Annotated in this window: 17 protein-coding genes and 3 pseudogenes; 4 read left to right on the top strand and 16 right to left on the bottom strand. The window is 61.7% G+C overall.

The window, feature by feature from the left end:
* Positions 1 to 56 precede the first annotated feature (56 nt).
* From FQ192_RS35225 to FQ192_RS30875, 3 genes and pseudogenes are all read right to left on the bottom strand, one after another.
* Positions 57 to 569 (bottom strand): annotated as a pseudogene (locus FQ192_RS35225) (methyl-accepting chemotaxis protein); the annotation flags it as partial.
* A gap of 393 nt (positions 570 to 962) precedes the next feature.
* Positions 963 to 1733, bottom strand: a pseudogene (locus tag FQ192_RS35220) (cache domain-containing protein); the annotation flags it as partial.
* 188 nt (positions 1734 to 1921) lie between these two features.
* A complete protein-coding gene (locus FQ192_RS30875; protein ID WP_178129292.1) occupies positions 1922 to 3238 on the bottom strand; it encodes a Na+/H+ antiporter family protein in 1317 nt (438 codons plus the stop codon).
* Between the two features lie 243 nt (positions 3239 to 3481).
* Here FQ192_RS30875 and FQ192_RS35215 point away from each other — a divergent pair.
* The 3 genes and pseudogenes from FQ192_RS35215 to FQ192_RS30865 all read left to right on the top strand — a co-directional run.
* A pseudogene (locus FQ192_RS35215) lies at positions 3482 to 4771 on the top strand (HAMP domain-containing protein); the annotation flags it as partial.
* A gap of 102 nt (positions 4772 to 4873) precedes the next feature.
* Positions 4874 to 5629, top strand: coding sequence for a methyl-accepting chemotaxis protein (locus FQ192_RS35210; RefSeq protein ID WP_372242375.1), 756 nt, complete (start codon positions 4874 to 4876; stop codon positions 5627 to 5629).
* A 280-nt stretch (positions 5630 to 5909) separates the two neighbouring features.
* The gene (locus tag FQ192_RS30865) at positions 5910 to 7592 is read left to right on the top strand and encodes an MFS transporter (protein ID WP_149661918.1); all 1683 of its coding nucleotides are present in this window, start codon (positions 5910 to 5912) and stop codon (positions 7590 to 7592) included.
* 171 nt (positions 7593 to 7763) lie between these two features.
* Here the strand turns inward: FQ192_RS30865 and FQ192_RS30860 are convergent, their stop codons facing one another.
* The 9 genes from FQ192_RS30860 to FQ192_RS30820 form a co-directional block, all read right to left on the bottom strand.
* Positions 7764 to 9077: a sensor histidine kinase gene (locus FQ192_RS30860; RefSeq protein WP_149661917.1), complete on the bottom strand. Its 1314-nt coding sequence runs from the start codon at positions 9075 to 9077 to the stop codon at positions 7764 to 7766.
* On the bottom strand, positions 9074 to 9742 hold the full coding sequence (locus tag FQ192_RS30855; RefSeq protein WP_123409931.1) for a response regulator transcription factor: 669 nt from the start codon (positions 9740 to 9742) through the stop codon (positions 9074 to 9076). Before FQ192_RS30855 ends, FQ192_RS30860 begins: the two co-directional genes overlap by 4 nt.
* A gap of 3 nt (positions 9743 to 9745) precedes the next feature.
* The gene (locus tag FQ192_RS30850) at positions 9746 to 10051 is read right to left on the bottom strand and encodes a PepSY domain-containing protein (protein ID WP_149661916.1); all 306 of its coding nucleotides are present in this window, start codon (positions 10049 to 10051) and stop codon (positions 9746 to 9748) included.
* The gene (locus tag FQ192_RS30845) at positions 10051 to 10359 is read right to left on the bottom strand and encodes a PepSY domain-containing protein (RefSeq protein ID WP_149661915.1); all 309 of its coding nucleotides are present in this window, start codon (positions 10357 to 10359) and stop codon (positions 10051 to 10053) included. Before FQ192_RS30845 ends, FQ192_RS30850 begins: the two co-directional genes overlap by 1 nt.
* A gap of 164 nt (positions 10360 to 10523) precedes the next feature.
* A complete protein-coding gene (locus FQ192_RS30840; protein WP_149661914.1) occupies positions 10524 to 11159 on the bottom strand; it encodes an SCO family protein in 636 nt (211 codons plus the stop codon).
* Positions 11156 to 12055, bottom strand: a complete 900-nt coding sequence (cyoE, locus tag FQ192_RS30835) for a heme o synthase (RefSeq protein WP_149661913.1) — start codon at positions 12053 to 12055, stop codon at positions 11156 to 11158. Before cyoE ends, FQ192_RS30840 begins: the two co-directional genes overlap by 4 nt.
* Positions 12043 to 13122 carry a heme A synthase gene (locus FQ192_RS30830; RefSeq protein WP_123408482.1) on the bottom strand — a complete coding sequence of 360 codons (1080 nt, stop codon included), beginning with the start codon at positions 13120 to 13122 and terminating at the stop codon, positions 12043 to 12045. The genes cyoE and FQ192_RS30830 overlap by 13 nt, the downstream gene beginning before the upstream one ends.
* A 10-nt stretch (positions 13123 to 13132) precedes the next feature.
* Positions 13133 to 13726 (bottom strand): hypothetical protein, encoded by a 594-nt coding sequence (locus tag FQ192_RS30825; RefSeq protein WP_149661912.1) that lies wholly within the window; start codon positions 13724 to 13726, stop codon positions 13133 to 13135.
* Entirely contained in the window at positions 13692 to 14432 is a 741-nt protein-coding gene (locus FQ192_RS30820) for an SURF1 family protein (protein WP_149661911.1), read from the bottom strand. Before FQ192_RS30820 ends, FQ192_RS30825 begins: the two co-directional genes overlap by 35 nt.
* A 71-nt stretch (positions 14433 to 14503) precedes the next feature.
* Between FQ192_RS30820 and FQ192_RS30815 the strand changes: the two genes are divergently transcribed.
* Positions 14504 to 14707, top strand: coding sequence for a twin transmembrane helix small protein (locus tag FQ192_RS30815; protein ID WP_054047979.1), 204 nt, complete (start codon positions 14504 to 14506; stop codon positions 14705 to 14707).
* Positions 14708 to 14772: 65 nt separating this feature from the next.
* Here the strand turns inward: FQ192_RS30815 and FQ192_RS30810 are convergent, their stop codons facing one another.
* The 4 genes from FQ192_RS30810 to coxB form a co-directional block, all read right to left on the bottom strand.
* Positions 14773 to 15660, bottom strand: coding sequence for a cytochrome c oxidase subunit 3 (locus FQ192_RS30810; protein WP_149661910.1), 888 nt, complete (start codon positions 15658 to 15660; stop codon positions 14773 to 14775).
* 25 nt (positions 15661 to 15685) lie between these two features.
* Complete coding sequence (locus FQ192_RS30805; RefSeq protein ID WP_149661909.1) at positions 15686 to 16237, bottom strand: cytochrome c oxidase assembly protein; 552 nt, start codon at positions 16235 to 16237, stop codon at positions 15686 to 15688.
* A 222-nt stretch (positions 16238 to 16459) separates the two neighbouring features.
* The gene (ctaD, locus tag FQ192_RS30800; protein ID WP_123408478.1) at positions 16460 to 18049 is read right to left on the bottom strand and encodes a cytochrome c oxidase subunit I; all 1590 of its coding nucleotides are present in this window, start codon (positions 18047 to 18049) and stop codon (positions 16460 to 16462) included.
* An 82-nt stretch (positions 18050 to 18131) separates the two neighbouring features.
* Positions 18132 to 19259, bottom strand: a complete 1128-nt coding sequence (gene coxB / locus FQ192_RS30795) for a cytochrome c oxidase subunit II (protein WP_123408477.1) — start codon at positions 19257 to 19259, stop codon at positions 18132 to 18134.
* Positions 19260 to 19419 lie beyond the last annotated feature (160 nt).

Here is a 19419-nt window from a genome sequence, read left to right as displayed (position 1 = left end):
GTCGGTGGTCGCACAATCTGCTCTTGTAGGAGCATGGCTTGCCCGCGATGAGGGATTCAGATCCGGAACTGGCCGACCAGTTTACCCAGCCGTTGACCCAGGTCTGCCAGGCTGCGCGAGGTCTGCGCGCCGAGCTGGGTTTCATCCGCCACGCTGTCCACCGCCACCGCGATCTGATGCACGCTGCGGTTGATCTCTTCCGCCACGGCCGTCTGTTCTTCGGCGGCGCTGGCGATCTGGGCGTTCATCGAGTTGATGGTGCCGATCAACTGCGCCATGGTGTCCAGGGAGGCCCCCGCCTCATTGGCCTGGGCCGAAGTGCCGTCACCGGCCTCGCTGGAACGGCGCATCGCTTCCACGGCTGACTGAGTACCCGCCTGCAAGCGATCGATCATGCCCTGGATTTCCTGGGTACTGATCTGTGTGCGACTGGCCAGCGCCCGCACTTCGTCCGCCACCACCGCAAAACCACGCCCGGCCTCACCGGCGCGGGCGGCTTCGATGGCGGCGTTGAGGGCCAGCAGGTTGGTCTGCTCGGCAATCGAGCGGATCACCCCGAGCACGCTGACAATCGACGACACGTCTTTTTGCAGGCTGTCGAGGGACACGCCGCTGGTGCGAATGTCATCGACCAACGCATGAATCTTCACGATGCTGCCGGCCACCACACGCTTGGCGGCCTGGCCTTCAGCGTCGGTTTGCTGGGCAGCGACGGCGGCGTTTTGCGCGCTCTTGGCCACTTCCTGGGCGGCGGCGGACATTTCGTTGATCGCCGTGGCGACTTGATCGGTCTCGTGACGCTGACGCTCCATCGCCTGATCCGAGCGCTGGGCTTGATCGGACACCTGATTCACCAGCCCGGTCAGTTGCGAAGTCATTTCGGTGATTTGACGCACGAGGCCATGGATCTTGTCGACGAAGCGGTTGAACGAGCCGGCCAGTTGCCCGAGCTCGTCTTCGCTGGTGATGGTCAGGCGCCGGGTCAGGTCGCCCTCGCCCGCCGCGATGTCGTCGAGGTTGGCTTTCATCAGGTTCAGCGGCCGCAGAATCGCATTGGCCAGCAGCATCCCCGCCGCCGCGATCACCAACAACACGATGACCGCAATCCCGACGATGCTCAGCACCACGCCTTCCATCCGTTCGGTGACCTTGGCCTGCACCAGCGCCACCTGGGCTTCAATGCCATCGAGATTGACCGAGGTGCCGACCGCCATGTCCCACTTGGGCAGGTATTCGGTATAGCCGAGCTTGGGCACCAGCACCTGGCTGTTGCCGGGCAGCGGCGAGCTGTATTGCAGGTAGTGGGTGCCGTCCTTCGCGACTTTCACCAGGTCGCGGTTGACGTAGACACCGTTCGGGTCGCGGTTGTCCTTGAAGCTCTGGCCCACGCCTTCGGGGCTGTTGGCCTTGAACAGGCGCACGGTGTTGGAGTCGTAGCCGAAGAAGTAGCCGTCCTTGCCGTAGCTGATGCTCGACAGCAACTTGACCACTTGCGCCCGCGCGGCGTCATCGCCGGGGGCGGCGGCGTCGTAAAGGGGCTTGATCGCGGTCATGGCCACGGCGACGTAGCTTTGCAGGGTCGCCTTGGCGTCCTTGAGCAGGTTCTGACGGGTTTCCTCGACTTCCTTGCGCGCCTGTTCCTGCAGGATGAACAACGTGGTCAGGCTGATGACGAGGGCAAAGAGCAACACCGGGAGAACGGCAAGGGACAGGACTTTAGCCTTCAGGCTCATGCGCATGACGGTTCACTCTTTTGATTTTATTGGCGTGGTTAAGGCTTTAACGGCAGGCCGGATCAAAAGTTGAATCATCGACTACAAGTCCCTTGTAGGAGCGAGGCTTGCCCGCGAAGGCGGTGTGTCAGTCACATCAATGCTAAATGTGCCGTCGCGGGCAAGCCTCGCTCCTACAGGGGGCGCGATCAGAGGACCATCGCCGCTACCCAGCCAAACGCCAGCAGCGGCAGGTTGTAATGCAGGAAAGTCGGGACGACCGTGTCCCAGATGTGGTGATGCTGGCCATCGATGTTCAAACCGGAGGTCGGGCCGAGAGTCGAATCCGAGGCAGGGGAACCGGCGTCACCCAGGGCGCCGGCCGTGCCGACGATGCAGACGATCGCCATCGGGCTGAAACCCAATTGCACGCACAACGGCACGAAGATCGCCGCGAGGATCGGCACGGTGGAAAACGACGAGCCGATGCCCATGGTAACCAGCAGGCCGACCAGCAACATCAACAACGCGCCGACGCCTTTGCTGTGACCAATCCACGACGCCGAAGCCTGCACCAGCGACTGCACGTCACCGGTGGCTTTCATCACTTCGGCAAACCCCGAGGCGGCGATCATGATGAAGCCGATCATCGCCATCATCTTCATGCCTTCGGTGAACAGGTCGTCGGTGTCGCGCCACTTCACGATGCCCGACACCGAGAAGATCAGGAAACCCGCCAACGCACCGATGATCATCGAATCCAGCAGCAACTGAATGATGAACGCCGCCGCGATGGCCACGCCGGCGACCATCAGGCTCAGCGGGTTGTACTCCACCGCGACCTGCTCGACTTTCTCGATTTTTTCCAGGTCGTAGACGCGTTTCTTGCGGTAGCTGATGAACGCGACGGCCAGGCCCACCACCATGCCCAACGCCGGAATGCCCATGGCATGGGTGACGTTGATGCCACTGATGTCGACGCCGCTGCGGGCGACGTTGGCCAGCAGGATTTCATTCAGGAAGATGTTGCCGAAGCCCACCGGCAGGAACATATACGGCGTGATCAGGCCAAAGGTCATGACGCAAGCGATCAAGCGCCGATCCAGTTGCAGTTTGGTCAGCACATATAAAAGCGGCGGCACCAGCAACGGAATAAAGGCGATATGTATCGGCAGAATGTTTTGGGAAGCGATGGCCACCACCCACAGCAAGCCGATCAGCAGCCACTTGACCGAACCGCCGCCGCTGGCGTGTTGACGATCAACCATCGCCAAGGCTTTGTCCGCCAGGGCATGGGCCAGGCCGGACTTGGCAATCGCCACCGCAAAGGCACCGAGCAAGGCATAGGACAACGCCACCGTCGCCCCGCCGCCGAGGCCACTGTTGAAAGCTTTCAGTGTCGCGCCGATGCCCAGGCCACCGGTCAGGCCACCCACCAGAGCGCCGACAATCAGCGCGATCACCACATGCACGCGGGACAGGCTGAGCACCAGCATGACGCCGACCGCGGCAATTACAGCATTAATCATCGTTACCTCAAGGCAAGCGGAATGAGCTCCGCCGGCAGTCTGCAAAGCGCCGCCAGCGAAATTAGGAATGGGTTTTATTAGAGGGCGCGCACTGTGAAGGAAGCAGCCGCAAGCTGCAAGTCTGAAGCTGCAAGCTTTTGTGTTTCTCGCTTGCCGCTTGCAGCTTGTCGCTCAAGAAAGCTGCTTTTGCGCCGTTACAGTGCAAAGTCTCAGATAAATATCGAATAAGGACGTCTCTCCATGTCGCTCAGACAACTCTCCATCCAATGGAAAATCACCCTGCTGGCCGGGCTGTGCCTGGCGGGTATCGTGACCCTGCTGGTGGGTCTTTCGCTGTATCGCATGGAGCACAGCTCCGCGCTGGTGAAGGCGTCGAGCATGGAGATGCTCACCGAATCCGCCCAGGCGCGGATCGAGTCCCAGGGTGAAAACCAGGCGCTGGGGATTCGCCAGCAGTTCATGGACGCCTATCAATATGGCCACGGCTTCTCGCGCCAGGTGCTGTTCCTGCGCGAGCAGGCCGAGAAGCGTTTTCTCGATGCCTTCGACCTGCGCGAAGACCTGACCCGCCAGGTCAAGTCGGCGCTGCAAGCCAACCCGGAACTGCTCGGGCTGTCCCTGGTGTTCGAAGCCAACGCGCTGGACGGCAAGGACGAACTGTTCGCCGGTCAGGCCGAGCTCGGCAGCAACGACAAGGGCCGCTTTGCCCTGTACTGGTCGCAGCCGACACCGGGCAAACTGACCTCGATGTCGCTGCCCGAAACCGACATGGCCGACACCAGCACCGGCCCCAGCGGCGAAGCGGCCAACGCCTGGTTCACCTGCCCGCGCGCCACGCTCAAGCCGTGCGTGATCGAACCCTACTTCTATGTGATCGACGGCCAGAACGTGCTGATGACCAGCATCGTGTTCCCGCTGATGGTCAACGGCAAAGTCATCGCCTCGTTGTCGGTGGACATCAACCTCAACAGCCTGCAAGCGGTCAGTCAGGGCGCGAGCAAAAAGCTCTATGACGGCCAGACCAGCGTCAGCATCCTCAGCCCGGTCGGGTTGCTCGCCGGTTACAGCCCGGACGCCAGCAAGCTCAGCCAGCGTCTGGACGCCGTGGACAAAATCAACGGCGCCGAGCTGATCCGGATGCTGGGCACCAGCAGCAAAACCACCAGCCTGCACAGCAACGAGCAGTTGAAAGTGCTGTCGCCGTTCCAGCCGATTCCGGGCGGCAAGTCGTGGGGCGTGTTGCTCGATGTGCCGGAGAAAGTCCTGGTCGGCCCGGCCGAAGCGCTGGAAAAACAGCTGGATGAAAGCAACCGCGCCGGCACCCTGGTCGAACTCGGCCTGGGCGTACTCGCCGCGTTGATCGGCCTGTTGCTGGTGTGGTTGATGGCGCGCAGCGTGACCAAGCCGATCCTCGGCGTGGCGCACATGCTCGAAGACATCGCCAGCGGCGAAGGTGATTTGACCCGGCGCCTGGCCTACGACAAGAAGGACGAACTGGGCCAGTTGGCCGGTTGGTTCAACCGTTTCCTCGACAAGCTGCAACCGATCATCGCCGAGGTAAAACGCTCGGTGCAGGACGCGCGCAGCACGGCGGATCAATCCTCCGCCATCGCCACCCAGACCAGCGCCGGCATGGAGCAGCAATACCGTCAGGTCGATCAGGTGGCCACCGCGTCCCACGAAATGAGCGCCACCGCCCAGGACGTCGCCCGCAGCGCGGCCCAGGCGGCGCATGCGGCGCGCGATGCCGATCAGGCGACCCGTCAGGGCTTGACCGTGATCGACCGCACCACCACCAGCATCGACAACCTCGCCGCCGACATGAGCGCGGCGATGGTGCAAGTCGAAGGCCTGGCGGCGAATAGCGAGAAGATCGGTTCGGTGCTGGAAGTGATTCGTGCGATCGCCGAGCAGACCAACCTGCTGGCCCTCAACGCCGCCATCGAGGCGGCCCGGGCCGGTGAAGCCGGTCGCGGTTTTGCCGTGGTCGCCGACGAAGTGCGCAACCTGGCGCGGCGTACCCAGGAATCGGTGGAGGAAACCCGTCAGGTGATCGAGCAATTGCAGAGCGGTACCCAGGAGGTGGTCGGCTCGATGAACAACAGCCATCGCCAGGCCCAGAGCAGCGTCGAGCAAGTCAGCCAGGCCGTGACTGCCCTGCGCCAGATTGGTGATGCGGTGACGGTGATTACCGACATGAACCTGCAGATCGCCAGCGCCGCCGAGGAACAGAGCGCGGTGGCCGAGGAGATCAACAACAACGTGGCGACCATCCGCGATGTGACCGAATCGTTGTCGGGGCAGGCGAATGAATCGGCCAGAGTGAGTCAGTCGCTTAACAGCCTGGCCAACCAGCAGCAGAGTTTGATGGATCAGTTCCGGGTTTGACCTGAGGTAACTGATCGTTCCCACGCGACCCGTGGGAATGCAGCCCGGGACGCTCCGCGTCCCATTCAAACGCGGACGCGGAGCGTCCATTGAGGCATTCCCACGCAGAGCGTGGGAACGATCAAGCAGATCCGGGGTTTCAGGGGCCGAGTGGATATTTGCGCGAAGCTGATTATGCTTCTAAGGGCAATCTGACAACATCAGCCCCAGGGCCTGGGTGCGGCAACACGGGTATTTTGAGGTGCTCCGGCCTACAACAAGAGCAAGACGGAGAAGACCCATGGCCGTAATCGACAGCACAACCACGGGCACAGGCAGCGCGCCCCACCACGGCATCACCAAGGAGGAGCGCAAGGTTATCTTTGCCTCGTCCCTGGGCACTGTGTTCGAGTGGTACGACTTTTACCTCTACGGCTCCCTCGCCGCGATCATCGCCAAGCACTTCTTCGCGGGCGTCAACGAGACCACCTCCTTCATCTTCGCCCTGCTCGCCTTCGCCGCGGGTTTCGCCGTGCGGCCCTTCGGCGCGATTGTGTTCGGCCGCTTGGGCGACATGATCGGGCGCAAGCACACGTTCCTGATCACCATTGTCATCATGGGTGTCTCCACGGCCGTGGTGGGTTTCCTGCCTGGCTACGCGACCATTGGCGTCGCGGCACCGGTCATCCTGATTACCCTGCGCCTGCTGCAAGGCCTGGCGTTGGGCGGTGAGTACGGTGGCGCGGCAACCTACGTGGCCGAGCATGCGCCGAAGGGCAAACGCGGTTACTTCACGTCGTGGATTCAAACCACCGCGACCCTCGGCCTGTTCCTGTCGCTGCTGGTAATCCTCGCCTGCCGCACCGCCCTGGGCACCGAAGCCTTCGAAGCCTGGGGCTGGCGGATTCCGTTCCTGCTGTCGATCCTGCTGCTGATCGTCTCGGTGTACATCCGTCTGCAACTCAGCGAGTCGCCGGTGTTCCTGAAGATGAAAGCCGAAGGCAAATCCTCCAAGGCACCGCTGACCGAATCCTTCGCCCGCTGGGAAAACCTGAAAATCGTGATCATGGCCCTGCTCGGCGGCACCGCCGGCCAGGCGGTCGTGTGGTACACCGGGCAGTTCTATGCGCTGTTCTTCCTGCTGCAAACCCTGAAGATCGACCCGCAGACCGCCAACCTGCTGATCGCCGGCTCACTGCTGATCGGCACGCCGTTCTTCGTCATCTTCGGCAGCCTGTCCGACCGTATCGGACGCAAGGGCATCATCATGGCCGGCTGCATCCTCGCGGCCGCGACCTACTTCCCGATCTTCCATGCGCTGACCCAGTACGGTAACCCCGACGTGTTCATCGCCCAGGAGAAGAACCCGGTGACGGTTATCGCCGATCCCGATCAGTGCTCGTTCCAGTTCGACCCGGTGGGCAAGGCCAAATTCACCAGTTCCTGCGACCTGGCCAAGACCCTGCTGGCGAAGCGAGCGATCCCCTACACCAACGTAAAGGCTGAGCCGGGCACCGTCGCGCAAGTGCGCATCGGCGACAAAGTGGTCCCGAGTTTCGAAGGCTCCAGCCTGCCTGCCGCCGATTTCAAGACGCGCAACGACGCGTTCACCGCGTCCCTCGGCACCAGCCTGAAAGAGGCCGGTTACCCCGAAAAGGCTGATCCGGCCAAGACCAACTACCCGATGGTGCTGTTGCTGCTGACGATCCTGGTGATCTACGTGACCATGGTCTACGGCCCGATAGCCGCATGGCTGGTGGAATTGTTCCCGGCGCGGATTCGCTATACCTCGATGTCGCTGCCCTATCACATCGGTAACGGCTGGTTCGGTGGTTTCCTGCCGACGGTGGCGTTTGCGATGGTGGCGGCTACCGGGGATATCTATTACGGGTTGTGGTACCCGATTGTGATTGCGGTGATGACGGCGGTGCTGGGGATTTTCTTTATGCCGGAAACCAAGGATCGGGAGATTCATCACACCTGATGGTAACGCCGGGCTTGTGGCTGGCATTTACCTGTGGCGAGGGGGCTTGTGTGGCGAGGGGGCTTGCCCCCGTTGGACTGCGCAGCAGGCCCTTTTTTTAGAGCCGCTTCGCGACCCAACGGGGGCAAGCCCCCTCGCCACAAAAGCCCTCCTAACCACAGGTATTCATCATCAGCGCTTGGGCAATTCGATCACGACCTTCAACCCGCCCCACTCGCTTTGCTGCAACAGCAACGTGCCGCCCCAGGTGTCGACGATGTCGCGCACGATGCCCAATCCCAGCCCATGCCCATCCGTCTGTTCATCCAGCCGCGTCCCGCGACTGAACACTTGGTCGCGCTGGTCTTCGGGAATCCCCGGGCCGTCGTCTTCCACGCTCAGTTCAAACTTTTCGGGCATTTCGACCACGCTCAAGCGAACCTCGGCGTCCGCCCATTTGCAGGCATTGTCCAGCAGGTTGCCGAGCAGTTCCAGCAAGTCTTCGCGATCCCAGGGCAGCAGCAAACCGGCCGGGGCGCGGTAGCTCAGGTCCAGGTGTTCGCCATGAATCATGTTCAACGTGGCCAGTAACCCCGGCAGCTCCGCATCGCAATCAAACAACACCCCCGGCAACGCGTCCCCGGACAACCGCGCGCGGTTGAGTTCGCGATTCAAGCGATTCTGCACCTGCTCAAGCTGTTGCTGGATGACCTTGCGCAGTTCGGGATGGGCGTCGAGTTTTTCGCTGGACGCCAGGCTGAGCAACACCGCCAGCGGGGTTTTCAACGCGTGGCCAAGATTGCCCAGGGCATTGCGCGAACGCTTGAGGCTGTCTTCGGTATGGGCCAGCAGATGGTTGATCTGCGCCACCAGCGGCTCCAGCTCCACCGGCACCTGATCATCCAGTTGCGAGCGCTGGCCCTGTTGCAGTTGGGCGATCTGTTCACGGGCCCTTTCCAGCGGACGCAAGGCACGGCGCACGGTGATGCGTTGCAGCAGCAGAATCAGCAGCAACCCCGCCAGACCGAGTGCCAGACCGACCTGTTGCATGCGCATGAAACTCTCGCGCACTGGCGTGTAGTCCTGGGCCACGCTGATGGAAATCGACTGGCCGAGCCGCCGGTAGTCCGAGCGCAACACCAGCAACTGCTGACCTTCCGGGCCCAATTGCAGATGGCTCTCAAGGCCTGGGGTTTCGAGACGCGGCAGTTCCTGGTCCCACAACGAACGGGAGCGCCAGTGGCTGTCGGCAAAATCGATGCGGAAGTAATGCCCGGAAAACGGCCGTTGATAGGCCGGCGCCAGGTGTCGCTCGTCCAGTTGCAAGCCCTGGGGCCCGCGCACCAACGCGGCCAGCAGGTTTTCACTGTCATTGCGAAGCCCGGCTTCGAGGTAGCGCTGCAAGCCCATTTCGAACAGCCACAAACTGGTTTGCGCCAGCACCAGGCCGACGATCACCATCACGCTGATCAGGCCCAGGCTCAAGCGGCGCTGGATCGACCTCACTGCGCTTGCCCGCCGAACAGGTAACCCTGGCCGCGACGGGTTTCGATCACGCTGCGCCCGAGTTTGCGCCGCAGGTGGTTGACGTGGACTTCGAGCACATTGGAATCGCGCTCGGTTTCCCCGTCGTAGAGGTGTTCGGCGAGGTGGCTTTTGGAGAGGATCTGTTCCGGGTGCAGCATGAAGTAGCGCAGCAGGCGGAACTCAGCGGCGGTGAGCTGGATGTCGGCACCGTCGCGGGTCACGCACTGGCGGCCTTCATCCAGGTGCAAGCCGTTGGCCTTGAGCGTCGGCTGGTTGGCCTGGCCGTGGGACCGGCGCAGCAACGCCTGGACCCGCAGGTGCAGTTCTTCGGGGTGAAAAGGTTTGCTCAGGTAATCGTCGGCGCCGGCCTTGAGACCTTCGATGCGCTCGGCCCAGGAGTCGCGGGCGGTGAGGATCAACACCGGGGTCGACAAGCCGCCGGCGCGCCATTGGGTCAACACCTCAAGCCCCGGCAAACCCGGCAGGCCGAGGTCGAGGATGATCAGGTCATAGGGCTCGCTGCTGCCCTGGTACACCGCGTCGCGCCCGTCGGCCAGCCAGTCCACGGCGTAGCCCTGGCGGTTGAGGCCCGCCATCAATTCATCGGCCAGGGGCACGTGGTCTTCCACCAGCAGCAATCGCATCGGTCAATCTTCCTTGTCTTTCAATAAACGGCCGGTTGCGGCCTCGATGTCCAGTTCACGGACCACGCCCTCGGTGGTCAGCAGCTCGACTTCATAAATGTAGACGTCGTGTTTTTCTTCCAGCTCGGCTTCCAGCAATTTGGAGCCGGGATAGCGGTCCAGCGCCTGCTGCAACAGCTGCTCCAGCGGCAGGATCACGCCCTGCTGCCGCAAGCGCAGCGCCTCGTCCTGATCCAGGTCGCGCGCCACGACCACCGAGCAAAACGTCAGCAGCACCAACGCCATGCGTGAAAATGAAAGCACCTTCATTACGTATCCTGATGATCCTTGAGAACCTGCCCGCTGACAGCGTCCAATTCCAGGTCCCACTCAACGCCCTGCGGGTCGCGCATTTCCACCTGATAGATGTACTTGCCGTACTCTTCTTCCAGTTCGGTTTCGGTGATTTTGGAACCGGGGTGTTTGGTGAGTGCGGTGGCGTTGAGCTTCTCGAAAGACACAATGGTACCAGCGTCGCGCAGTCTCAGGGCTTCGTCGGGGCCCAGGTCACGGGCGTGGGCCAGGCTGGCGGTCATGGCGATGATGGACGCGGTGAACAGGGCAGTCAGGGTTTTCATGGGGTGTCTCCGTATTTTTTTAGGTGTTGCGTACGGCGTGCACCTTAACGGGGCGAACTTAATTGAAACTGAATTGCCATCATTGGTCATGACAACACAGCACACCAGGCCAACACAAAACCCTGCAGGAGCCAGGCTTGCCGGCGAAGGCGTCCGTGAAAGGCTCAGTTACGCTTGAGCATCACCGGCAACTGCGCCACCAGCTTCACGTTGTTCAGCGGCGCACGAATAAACCCGCGTTGCGTGCCATCCGGCCCGATCACCGCGAGGTTGCCGCTGTGGTCGACCGTGTAGTTAGGCTTGCTGGTGTCCGCCGGAATAAACGGAATGCTCACCGCGTTGGCCAGCTTCTGGATGTCATCCACGCTCGATGCGGTCAAACCCTGAAATTGCGGATCGAAGTAGCCCAGGTATTGCTTGAGCTGCTGGGGCGTGTCGCGGTTCGGGTCGACGCTGACCAGGATGATCTGCAACCTGGCCGCCGCTTCGGGCGGCAGTTCGCTCTTGATCTGGCGCAGTTGGGCGAGGGTGGTGGGGCAGATGTCCGGGCAGAAGGTGTAGCCGAAGAACAGCAGGCTCCACTTGTCTTTCAGCGCGTTGACCGCCACCGGTTTGCCGTCCTGGTCGGTCATGGTCACGTCTGGCAGGTTACGGCTTTGCGGCAGCAGGATGATCCCGGCGTCGATCAGTGCCGTCGGGTCGCCCTGGCCTTTGCCGGACAGCACCTTATTGACGGTCAGGCCCAGAACCAGCGCGATCAGGGCGACGAGGATGAAGACGGTTTTCTGAGTTCGAGTCATAGGTTCAACAGTAAGTAGTGGTCTACGAGCAGGGCGATAAACAGCAGGAACAAGTACCAGATAGAGTACTTGAACGTGTTGATCGCCGCGTGCGGCCGAGTGCCACGGTACAGCACCACGGCCCATTGCAGAAACCGCGCGCCCAGTCCCAACGCACAAACCAGATAGAGCACGCCGCTCATGTGGATCACATACGGCATCAGGCTGACCGCCAGCAGCGCGAAGGTGTAAAGCAGGATGTGGATTTTGGTGTAGTGCTCGCCATGGGTCACCGGCAACATCGGGATATCGGCCTTGGCGTATTCCTCTTTGCGGTGAATGGCCAGGGCCCAGAAGTGTGGCGGGGTCCAGGCGAAGATGATCAGCACCAGCAGCAACGGTTCGGCGCTGACATGGCCGGTGGCCGCGACCCAGCCGAGCAGCGGCGGGGCAGCCCCGGCCAGTCCGCCGATAACGATGTTCTGTGGCGTCGCCCGTTTGAGGAAACCGGTATAGACCACGGCGTAACCGAGCAGGGAGGCGAGGGTCAGCCACGCTGTCAGTGGATTGGTGAAGGCCAGAAGCACCGCTTGGCCCAATACGGCGAGTACCAACGCAAACGTCAGCGCCGCGCGAGGCGACACTCGGCCTTCCGCCAGCGGCCGCTTGTGGGTGCGGGCCATGACCGCATCGATGCGCCGATCCACCACATGATTGACCGCCGCCGCGCCGCCGGCACACAACGCGATCCCCAGATTGCCGAACACCAGCACCGTCCACGGCACCCCGGCGCGGGTCGCGAGGAACATCCCCACCAAGGAGGTGATGAGCATCAGCACCACCACTTTGGGCTTGGTCAGCTCCAGATAATCGCGCCAGATCGCTTGGTTGTGACGCTCGCCAATCAGAACCGCCATGGCATTTCTCCTTTTATTGTTATGGGCCCGGCTGAATGTTTACGCGGGCTGAACCGCCAGCGCGCGGGTGCTTGTTGCTTGACCCGAACCAGGCTGGTTCGCGCGTGATAATTGACCAGCACCATGGTCAGCAACAGCGCCGCGCCGCCCGCGTTGTGGGCAACGGCGATCGGCAGCGGCAGGTGAAACAGCACGTTGCTGATGCCGAGGGTGATTTGCGCGCCGAGGGCGATCAGCACCAAGCCGGCGAGGCGCGTCATGCCGACCACTTTCAGTTGCCAGGCCAGGCCGAGCAGTACCAGCGTCACCAACAGGGCGCCGATGCGGTGGGTCAGGTGAATCGCCGTGCGCGCATCGCTGTCCAGTTGCCCGCCGAGGTAGTTGGGGCCGATGTGTTGGGTCAGGTGAAAGCCGTTGGCGAAATCCGCCGGGGGCAGCCATTGGCCGTGGCAAGTCGGGAAGTCGATGCACGCCACCGCCGCGTAATTGGAACTGACCCAGCCGCCGAGGGCGATTTGCAGGATCACCAGCAACAACCCGGCGGTCGCCCAGTACTGCAAGCGCTTGGGCACGGTCAGCGCGGGCAATACGCCGGACAATCGCAACGTCAGCAAAAACAACAGACTCAAAGTCGCAAAGCCGCCGAGCAAATGCCCGGTGACCACCTGCGGCCAGAGCTTTAGCGTCACCGTCCACATGCCGAACGCCGCTTGCGCAAACACCACGGCCAGCAAGAACAGCGGCAACTTCACCGGTTGCCCGGGATGGCGCCGATGCACCCAGGCGCGACCGGCCAGCACCGAGATCAACAGCCCCAGGGTGCCGGCGAAGTAGCGGTGGATCATTTCGTTCCAACCCTTATGCGCCACCACCGGCGTATCGGGGAAATGCAGTTCGGCATGGGCCAGTTGGGCTTCGCTTTTCGGCACGCTGATAAAGCCATAACAGCCCGGCCAGTCCGGGCAGCCGAGGCCCGCGTGGGTCAGGCGGGTGTAGGCGCCGAGCAGCACCACAATCAGTGCCAGCAAGGTGGCAAACAGCGCGAGGCGAAATCCAGGTTTGGCCATGACGATGCCCTTATCCGATGTTCGACAGTTTCAACAGGTGACGCAGATCGTTCAGCAGGTCCTTGCCCTTGACCGTCGGGTCGTAGCGCAGCACCAGATTGCCGTGAGGGTCGATGATCCACAGTTGCGGCGCGGTCTTGTCGCCGGTGGTCTTGCTGAAAGTCGTGAGGTCCATGGGGTAGCGCTGCAACTGCGGATATTCGCGGGTCAGCTTGGCTTCGTAGTCGCTGCTCAGCGGTTGCGCGGCGGCCAGGGCGTGGCTGGCCCGGGAGGCATCGCGGCCGAGGCCGATCTGGATCTGTCGCGCCAGGTACACCAACTGCTGGCAATCCACGGCGCAATCCTTGGGCGCGGTCACCAGCATCTGCCAGCGATCTTCCTGGGCCTGCACGCCAAGGTCGGCGCGGGTCTGACCGTTGCCGATCAGTTCACCGTGATAGCTGCGACCGTCCGGCACCCAGAAATTCAATTTATACATACCGGTGGCGAGGATCATCGGACCCACCACCCCCAGCACGATCAGCAGCAACTGCAAACGACCCTTGCGCCGACTTGCCGGGGTTTTCGCCTCAGACATGTTGGGTGGATTCATGGCCGCTCCCATGGTGTTTCTCCTTTGCGTTGTGCCAGCCGAGGTAGATAAAAAGGCCGAGCAGGGCGATCGCCATGGCGAACCACTGCACGGCATAAGCGATGTGTTTCTCCGGCCCCATGGCCACCACCGGCCAATCGGCCTGGTAGGACGCCGGGCCGGTTTCTTCACGTAATTCGTAGGCAAAGCCTTCGCGGTTCAGCGTCGTCCAGAGTTTGGCGGGCTCGACGGCGGTGATGACCTGAGGCCAGGTTGTGGTGCTCGGATCAGCGTGCAGCTGGAAAGTCGCGCCGGGGGACACGTAGACCCAGGCATCAAGGCTTAATGCTTGATTTGGCGTTTTGAATTGCGGCGGCGTGCGCCGATCCGGCCATGGCAGCCAGCCGCGATTGACCAGCAGCCAAAGGCCGGTGGCCTGATCGTGAAACGGTTGCAGCAGCTCGACGCCGACCTTGCCGTCGCGCTGACGGTTATCCAGCAGCAGGCTGTGCTCGGCATCGAATTCACCGTGCAGACGCACCCGACGAAAGGCTGGATCTTGCGTGTTCAGCAGCTCGGCACTGGCCATCGGCTCGGCCGCCCGGCGCTCGGCGTAGGTTTGCAGCAGCGCGCTTTTCTCCGCGCCCCGGCTCAACTGCCAGAACCCCAGTGACACCAGCAGCGGCAACAGCAGCGCCACGACGAGGGTCGGCACGACGCCCGGCCGAAAGCGCTTCATGACGTCGCCAGAAAGTCGGTGATCGCGATAGCTATACTCAACTGCATCGCCTGTCCCCCCGGAGTCTCACCATGCTCAAAGCAGCCATCGTCCTGATGCTGATTGCCACGGTTGTCAGCCTGTTCAGCGGCCTGTTTTTTCTGGTCAAGGACGACAGCAGCTCGAACCGCCTGGTCATTGCCCTGAGTATTCGTGTAGCCCTGGCCGCTACCACCGTTGGCTTGATCGCCTGGGGCTTTTTCAGCGGCCAATTGGTGTCCCATGTTCCGTGGTAGCTGCAAGTGGCAAGCTGCAAGCTGCAAGTTCAACGCTTGAAGCTTGAAGCTCAAAACTTGCCGCTCTAAAGCACATACACAAAAACAAATAGGCCAATCCAAACCACATCCACGAAGTGCCAGTACCAACTCGCCGCCTCGAAGCCGAACTGGTGCTCGTTATCGAAGTGCCCGCGCATGATCCGCATCAGCATCACGAACAGGATGATGGTGCCGATGGTCACGTGGGCGCCGTGGAAACCGGTGAGCATGAAGAACGTTGCGCCGTAGATGCCCGAACCCAGGGTCAGCCCCAGTTCGTGGTAGGCGTGCATGTACTCTTCGGCCTGCAAGGCGAGGAAGCCGCAACCCAGCAACACGGTGATCGCCAGCCAGATTTTCAGCGCGCCGCGATGGCCCTTTTTCAAGGCGTGGTGGGCGATGGTCACGGTGACGCTGGAGCTGACCAGCAAAATCGTGTTGATCAGCGGCAGGCCCCAAGGGCTGATGACTTCCTTGGGTGGCGGGAACAGTTTTGGGTCCGGCGTATGCAGCAGCGGCCAGGTGAACTGGAAGTTCGGCCACAGCATATGCGCGATGCCTTTCGGGCCTTCACCCCCCAGCGCCGGGCCGGAGATGTGCCGCACATAAAACAGCGCGCCGAAGAAGGCGATGAAGAACATCACCTCGGAGAAGATGAACCAGCTCATGCCCCAGCGGAACGAGCGATCCATCTGTGCGCTATACAAGCCTTGGCGACCTTCCTTGATCACCGTGCCGAACCAGCCGAACAGCATGTACGCCAGCAGCAGGCCGCCGACGAAGAAGATCAGCGGGCCGTGGGATTCCGGGCGCGCCGCTTTCAGGTCGTTGAACCAGGTCGCCAGGCCGAATACCGTGACCAACATGCCGACCGTGGCGATGATCGGCCATTTGCTCTGGGCCGGTACGAAATAGTGTTCATGAGTTGCCATTTATTGTTCTCCTTATCGGGCACGCTCAACCGCCAGTGTTTACAGCGACCGGTGGATGTCGGGCGGTGATATCGAACAGCGTGTAGGACAGCGTCAGGTGCTTCACATCCTTGGGCATGTCACGGTCAACGATGAAACGTACTGGCATCTCGATTCGCTCACCGGGCTGCAGCACTTGCTGGGTAAAGCAGAAACATTCGGTCTTGTGGAAATACGCCGCCGCTTCACTGGGGGCGATACTCGGCACGGCTTGCGCGCTCATCGGGCGGTCGGTGGGGTTGTAGGCGACGAAAATCATTTCGTTCACCGCCCCCGGGTGCGCCGTCAGCTCGTTGCCCTTGGGATAGAACTCCCAGACCATGTCGGCGTTATTGGTCGACAGAAACTGCACGCGCACCTGGCGCGAGGTGTCGACCGTTTGCTCGCCCTCGTACTGCCCGGCGGTTTTGCCGTTGATGCCGAACGCTTTGCACATCACGTCGTAAATCGGCACCAGGGCAAAGCCGAACACAAACATCGCGACCACCACCATCAGCAGGCGAGTGACCAGCTTCTTCAACGAAATCGAATCAGCCATGATTCCAACCCTCACCGCATAACCCTGTGGCAGCGAGCTTGCTTGATGAACACTGACCTGTGGCGAGGGGGTTTACCCCCGTTCGGCTGCGCAGCAGTCGTAAAACCAGCGCCTGCGGTATGCCTGATACACCACGATCACAGGTTTTGGGGCCGCTTCGCGATCCAACGGGGGCAAGCCCCCTCGCCACAAGGGCTTGGTCAGCGCTTACAGAGGTGATGTTCATTTCACTTCCGGCGGCGTAGTGAAGGTGTGATACGGCGCCGGCGACGGCACGCTCCACTCCAGGCCTTCGGCCCCTTCCCACGGTTTGGCCGGTGCTGGCGGGCCACCGCGGATGGTCTTGATCACGATGAACAGGAAGAACAACTGCGTGGTGCCGAACATGAACGCGCCAATCGACGACACCATGTTGAAGTCGGCGAACTGCAGGTTGTAGTCCGGAATCCGCCGCGGCATGCCCGCCAGCCCGACGAAGTGCATCGGGAAGAACGTCAGGTTCATGCCCACGAACGACAGCCAGAAGTGCAGCTTGCCGAGGGTTTCGTCGTACATGTGGCCGGTCCATTTCGGCAGCCAGTAATACGCCGAGGCGAAGATCCCGAAGATCGCCCCCGGCACCAGCACGTAGTGGAAATGCGCGACCACGAAGTAGGTGTCCTGGTACTGGAAGTCCGCCGGGGCGATGGCCAGCATCAGCCCGGAGAACCCGCCGATGGAGAACAGGATCACGAACGCCACCGCGAACAACATCGGCGTTTCGAAGGTCAGCGAGCCTTGCCACATGGTGCTCGCCCAGTTGAACACCTTCACGCCCGTGGGCACCGCGATCAGCAGCGTTGCGTACATGAAGAACAGCTCGCCAACCAGCGGAATGCCGACCACGAACATGTGGTGGGCCCAGACGATGAACGACAGGAACGCGATGCTCGCCGTGGCGTAGACCATCGAGGTGTAGCCGAACAGCGGCTTGCGCGAGAAGGTCGGGATGATCGAGCTGACGGCACCGAAGGCCGGCAGGATCATGATGTACACCTCGGGATGCCCGAAGAACCAGAACACATGCTGGAACAGCACCGGGTCACCGCCACCGGCGGCACTGAAGAAACTGGTGCCGAAGTGGATGTCCATCAGCATCATCGTCACGCACCCGGCCAGCACCGGCATTACCGCGATCAGCAGGAATGCGGTGATCAGCCAGGTCCAGACGAACAGCGGCATTTTCATCAGCGTCATGCCGGGGGCGCGCAGGTTGAGGATGGTCGCGATCACGTTGATCGCGCCCATGATCGAGCTGATGCCCATCAAGTGGATGGCGAAGATAAAGAAGGTCACGCTTTCCGGCGCGTAGGTCGTGGAGAGCGGGGCGTAGAAGGTCCAGCCGAAGTTCGGCCCGCCACCGGCGGTGAACAGGGTCGACACCAGCAGGATGAACGCCGCCGGCAACAGCCAGAAGCTGAAGTTGTTCATCCGTGGCAGGGCCATGTCCGGCGCGCCGATCATTAACGGGATCATCCAGTTGGCGAGGCCGACAAACGCCGGCATCACCGCACCGAACACCATCACCAGGCCGTGCATGGTGGTCATCTGGTTGAAGAACGCCGGTTCGACGATTTGCAGCCCCGGCTGGAACAGCTCGGCGCGAATCACCATCGCGAACGAGCCACCGAGCAGGAACATGGAAAACGCGAACCACAGGTACAGCGTGCCGATGTCCTTGTGGTTGGTGGTCAGCACCCAACGCATCAGGCCCTTGGCGGGACCGTGGGCGTGGTCGGTGGCATGACCATGATCATCGATGACAGCACTCATGGCCGTTCTCCTGAGAACGAATGGGCTGGGCAGGCCGGGGCGCACTGCCCCGACCGGTTCCTGACGTGCGCGATAGACCGGGTCATTTGCTTTCCGCCTGTTTCAGCTCCAGCACTTCTTTAGGAGTGACCATGTCGCCTTTGTTATTGCCCCAGGCGTTACGTTCGTAGGTCACGACCGCCGCGATATCGACTTCCGAGAGCTGCTTGCCGAACGCCGCCATGGCGGTGCCCGGTTTGCCGAAGTAGACGCGGTGCAGGTGGTCGGCTTTCGGTCCGGTGGCAATCGGCGAGCCTTTGAGCGCCGGGAACATCGGCGGCAGGCCCTGGCCTTCGGCCTGGTGACAGGCCACGCACGTGGTGTGGTAGATCTTGTCGCCACGTTCTTTGAGCTCGTCGAGGGTCCATTCCTTGCTGGTCAGCTCTTTGAGCTGCAGGGCTTCAGCCTTGCGCTCGGCCAGCCACTTGTCGTAATCGGCCTTTTCCTTGACCTCGACCACGATTGGCATGAAGCCATGGTCCTTGCCGCACAACTCGGCGCACTGGCCACGGTAGATGCCAGGCTTGTCGATGCGGGTCCAGGCTTCGTTGACGAACCCCGGAATCGCATCGCGCTTGACCGCGAAGGCCGGCACCCACCAGGAGTGGATCACGTCGGCGGAGGTCACCAGGAAGCGCACCTTGGCGCCAATCGGCAGCACCAACGGCTTGTCGACCTCGAGCAAGTAGTGCTCGCCCTTGGCCTCCTTGTTATGGATCTGGTCCTGAGGCGTGGCCAGGTTGCTGAAGAACTCGACGTCCTGGCCCAGGTATTTGTAGTGCCACTTCCACTGATAGCCGGTGATCTGGATATCGATATCCGGCTCACTGGCGTCGTACATCTTGATCAGGGTCGCCGTCGCGGGAACCGCCATGGCCACCAAAATGATGAAGGGCACGATGGTCCAGAGGATTTCGACGGTGGTGCTTTCATGAAATTTGGCGGCCACCTGCCCGGTCGAGCGGCGGTGGACCATCATCGACCAGAACATGGCGCCGAAGACGATGATGCCGATCACTACACAGATCCAGAAGATGGTCATGTGCAGGTCGAATACTGCGTGACTGATTTCAGTCGCTCCAGGCGCCATATTCACAGTCCAGGCCGCTTGTGCCTGGCTGAAAATTGACCACAACAGGAGGCCCATCCAGACGTGTGGATGTCGCATCATTGCGGGTTCCCCTTATCGTTCTTGTTATCCCGCCGGCTTTCACCAACGGCAAGGGAGCGGCTTTTTCAGACTACGAACTTGAATTGCCGAGCCTTGCTGCGTGTGCAGTCGGGCGTCATCAGCTAACTCCATTCCCACCCGAGTATAGACAGCGACCGCT

Origin of the sequence: Pseudomonas sp. ANT_J12, assembly GCF_008370045.1 — a bacterium.
In the GTDB taxonomy this organism is placed as follows: Bacteria; Pseudomonadota; Gammaproteobacteria; order Pseudomonadales; family Pseudomonadaceae; genus Aquipseudomonas.
Note: the sequence above shows the minus strand (reverse complement) of the source record. Positions and strands in the feature narration are given on the sequence as shown.